Source organism: Clostridium sp. CTA-19, from assembly GCF_054767855.1.
Genome location: NZ_BAAABH010000066.1, coordinates 1 through 4428, shown reverse-complemented (window position 1 = coordinate 4428; position 4428 = coordinate 1). Strand labels below are relative to the sequence as shown.

At 29.7% G+C, this 4428-nt stretch carries 2 protein-coding genes, 1 tRNA gene and 1 rRNA gene; all 4 read left to right on the top strand.

Features of this window, described 5'->3' with window-relative positions; all coding sequences use genetic code 11:
- Window positions 1-70 precede the first annotated feature (70 nt).
- Window positions 71-146: transfer RNA gene (locus tag ACYUE0_RS17460), tRNA-Ala, on the top strand.
- 376 nt (window positions 147-522) lie between these two features.
- The gene (locus ACYUE0_RS17455) at window positions 523-2367 is read left to right on the top strand and encodes a C40 family peptidase (protein WP_460271888.1); all 1845 of its coding nucleotides are present in this window, start codon (window positions 523-525) and stop codon (window positions 2365-2367) included.
- 124 nt (window positions 2368-2491) lie between these two features.
- Window positions 2492-3634: a pyridoxal-phosphate-dependent aminotransferase family protein gene (locus tag ACYUE0_RS17450; RefSeq protein ID WP_061997062.1), complete on the top strand. Its 1143-nt coding sequence runs from the start codon at window positions 2492-2494 to the stop codon at window positions 3632-3634.
- 700 nt (window positions 3635-4334) lie between these two features.
- A 16S ribosomal RNA gene (locus ACYUE0_RS17445) occupies window positions 4335-4428 on the top strand; the annotation flags it as partial.

Sequence of the window (4428 nt, the reverse complement as noted above, 5' to 3'; positions counted from 1 at the left end):
CAGTTGGTTAGAGCAACCGGCTCATAACCGGTAGGTCCGGGGTTCGAGTCCCTGAAGGTCCACCATATTTGGGGGTATAGCTCAGTTGGGAGAGCACCTGCCTTGCACGCAGGGGGTCAAGAGTTCGAATCTCTTTATCTCCACCATTAGCAGTTCGAAAGAACTGCTTTTTTTTTATACTTTTTTACAAAATTCGACCTGATTCTATTAAACTTTTACATTAATTTACGATAATAATATATATTGTACAGTAGTATAAAAAAATTAATATTATATTGAAATTGTAGCATTGAAATATAAAAATTATTTTAAACATATATACAAATTATATCTTAATATAAAAATATATATTTTAAAGTAGATTTATGTCAATATAATGTAGAAAAAATTAAAGCAATATTCAAACAATTAAGGCTAAATTAAGATATAATAAATTTGTATTAATTACTGTATATGTAAAAACATAGGAAGATAATATATTATTATGTACGAGGCAAATCAAATTAGGATGGAGGGACAATTTTGGAGAATTCTAAAAAAACACTAGGAGCTATTGCTGCCACTATGTGTGTTTACTCGGTTATAGGAAGTAAAAGTGCATTGGCTGCAGGAACTCAAGTAGGAATAATTACTGTAAATAATTTGAACGTTAGATCTGAAAACAATACTTCTTCAAAAGTAATAGGTTCATTAAATGAAAATACAAAGGTAACTGTTCTAGAGAAAAAGGGCGATTGGTATAAGATAGATTATAATGGACAAAATGCATGGGTTTTTGGAGAATATGTTAAGATGGGTGAAAGTGCAAATTCGGATAACTCTTCATCTAATATAAATAAAAGTGGAATTGTTAATGTAATAGCATTGAATTTAAGAGAAGGTGCAGGTACAAATTATAATGTAGTTAAAACGTTACCAAAAGGTACAAGCGTATTGATAATGGAAAATCATGATGGATGGTATAAAATAAATGTAAATGGATCTATGGGTTATGTATCTTCTGAATATGTGAGTTTTTCAGAGAATATAACTAACAATGATAAAGTTACAGGGGAAAAGGGTAAAGTAAATGCAGATAGTTTAAATTTAAGAAGTGGTGCAGGAACTAATTATGGAGTTACAACTGTATTAGGAAAAGGAACAGAGGTAGACGTAGTAGAAAAATTAAATGGCTGGTATAAGGTAAATGCAAATGGTGTGAGTGGTTATGTATCTTCTGAATATATATCTTTATCAAGTGATGGTAATAGTAATGATAGCAATAATAATAGTCAAGCTACAGGAGCAAAAGGGACTATTAGTGCAGATGTTTTGAATGTAAGAAGTGGAGCTGGAACTAATTATAATATTGTAGATTCATTAAGACAAGGAACAGCTGTAGATATAATAGAAAAATTAAATGGTTGGTATAAAATTAGCGCAAATGGAACTACTGGATACGTTTCAGCTGAATATGTAAACTTAAATGGAACCGGTGGAGAGTCTAATGCAGGGGGTTCTAATGAAACGGAAATTAATAAAACAGGATATGTAGACGCAGAAGCTTTATTCGTAAGATCTGGTCCAGGTACATCATACAATCATTTAGGAATTTTGAATTCTAATGCTAAAGTTGAAATTTTATCTGAAAGCAATGGATGGTATAAAATAAAATATAGCAATGGAACAGGATATATTTGCAAAGATTATGTAAGTTTTAATTCTAATAATAATGAAAATAATAGTGGTAATATTGAAAATGTAAATAAAATGGTAGTAGTGACTGCATCGGCTTTAAACGTAAGAAGTAGTGCAGATACAAATGGAAAAATTGTTGCAACATTAACATATGGAGCTAAAAGTCAAGTAACTGCTCATTCAAATGGATGGTATAAAATATCTGTACAAGGAATTGAGGGATGGATTTGTGGTGATTATGTCAAAATTTATGATGGCAGTGAAGAAGTTGGACCAATAGTTAACGAAACTCCATTAATAGAATCTAGGTATAGTGGGGCAGATATAGCTAATAAGGCTAAAGAGTATATTGGCGTTCCTTATTTATGGGGTGGATTTACGCCATTAGGATTTGACTGCTCAGGATTAGTTCAATATGTATATAAACATTTTGGTATAAGTGTATCGAGAACAACTTATTATCAAGTCAATGAAGGTCAAACAGTTAGTAGAGGGAATCTTGTAGCAGGAGATTTAATATTTTTTACAACTAATGATGATGACCCAAATGATATTTCTCATGTTGGAATATATATAGGTGGGAATGAGTTTATTCATGCACCAGGACCAGGAGAGTTTATTAAAATATCAAATTTAAACAATGATTACTTTAATAGTAGATATTATGTAGCAAAAAGAATAGTTAAATAAATTTTAAAGTTTTTAATTTATATTATATAATATAATTAACAAGATTTAGTAGAGCATAAGATTAAAAGAAAAGAAGAGCTTTTAATTTTATGCTTTTATATTAATTAAAAAGGGGTGGCAGTGAATGAAAAGTCCATACGTATTTACACCTGGACCAACATCAGTTAGGGAAAATGTTAGATTAGCAAGGGCACAACAATGTACTAATCCAGATTTAGATTTACAATTTTATGATTTTTATAAAGGAACCTGCGAAAAGATAGGAAAAATAATAAAGACCTCAAATCCAATTTATATATTAAGTGGAGAAGGCATTTTAGGATTAGATTCAGCATGTGCATCTTTAACAGAAGAAGGGGATAGGGTCTTAGTTATAGATAATGGTGTTTTTGGAGCTGGATTTGCTGACTTTGTGAAAATATATGGAGGAAAACCTGTTACATATAAGTCAGATACAACTAAAGATATTAATATAGATGATTTAAGAAGGTTTTTAGAAAAAGATAGTGATTTTAAGTATGCTACAATAGTGCATTGTGATACACCATCAGGGCTCTTAAATAATATAGACAAGGTATGTCCGTTATTAAAAGAGTTTAATATATTAACAGTTGTGGATACAGTTGCATCTATGGGTGGAGAGGATATCAGAGTCGATGAGTGGAAGATAGATATTGCACTGGGGGCATCACAAAAGGTTTTATCAGCTCAACCAGGTCTTACTATAGTATCTATTAGTGAAGAGGCATTAAGAGTAATGGAAAATAGAAAAAAACCTATAATGGGATTTTATAATAATTTAACTATATGGAAAAATTATTATAAAGAAAAATGGTTTCCATATACTATGCCAATAAGTGATATAGTTAGTTTAGACGTAGCATTAGATAACATTTTAAACGAAGGTATAGAAAATGTTATAAAAAGACATTATAAATATGGAAATGCTGTAAGAAAAGCTATACTAGAATATGGGTTAGAGCTGTTTATAGAAAAAGGACAGGCTAACACAATAACAGCAGTTAAAATTCCGGAGTTTATAGGATGTGATAAACTAATAAAACATATGTTAGAAGAATATAATGTTTTAATTGCAGGATCTTTTTCTTATATGAGTGGAAAAGTAATAAGGATAGGACATATGGGAGAAAATGCAGACAAAGATAAATTAACATATTTGCTAAGTATATTAGAAAAATCACTTATGGATTTGGGATACAATAAGAAGAGTAAAAGCTTAGTTGAAGAGTTTTTAAAAAACTTATAATTTAATAAAGAAAAATGGAACTATCACTTTATCGATTTAAAAAAAGATAATAAAGTGATAGTTTTTTTACTATAAAAAACTAATTTATATAAAGGTAAAACTCTTTCAACTTATTTATTAAATGAGGAAACTTAAAATTATCCATTATAAGACTTGGATACACCAAATAGTGAGACATGCTCTGAATCGCTTAGAATTCAACACTACATTTTGTATGAAAATATTTTAAAGTTATTGAATAAATTAAAATTCGAGCTTGTTTCCCTATATATTTAAGGAAATTAAAAGAATTGGTAAAACAAACAGGACCTAGTGTGTCAATAATAGTAAATTAAAGAAAGAAAAAGGAAAATAAACTATAATAAGATTTAACTAGTAAAATTGCAGTTAATATATGTATAAATAATTAAATTACAGTATATAATAAATCTTGTCGCTAGGGCAACCAAGTAAGTAACTCAAGCGATAAAGATTTAAATTTTAAAAAACTTTTTACAAAAAGGTATTGACAAAAAAGTTTAAATCTAGTAAACTTGTAAAAGTCGTCAGGTAATGACGAATTGGTCTTTGAAAATTAAACAGATAAATATAGGTAAAACCAGTTAATTCATTTGAGAATCTATTTTGTAGAGRCTCACATCGRAAGATGTAAAAAATTGACTATTATAGTCAGCAAATTGCTTGAAGCAGTTCAAACTTTTAAATTGAGAGTTTGATCCTGGCTCAGGACGAACGCTGGCGGCGTGCCTAACACATGCAAGTCGAGCGATGAAGCTCCTTCGGGAGTGGAATAT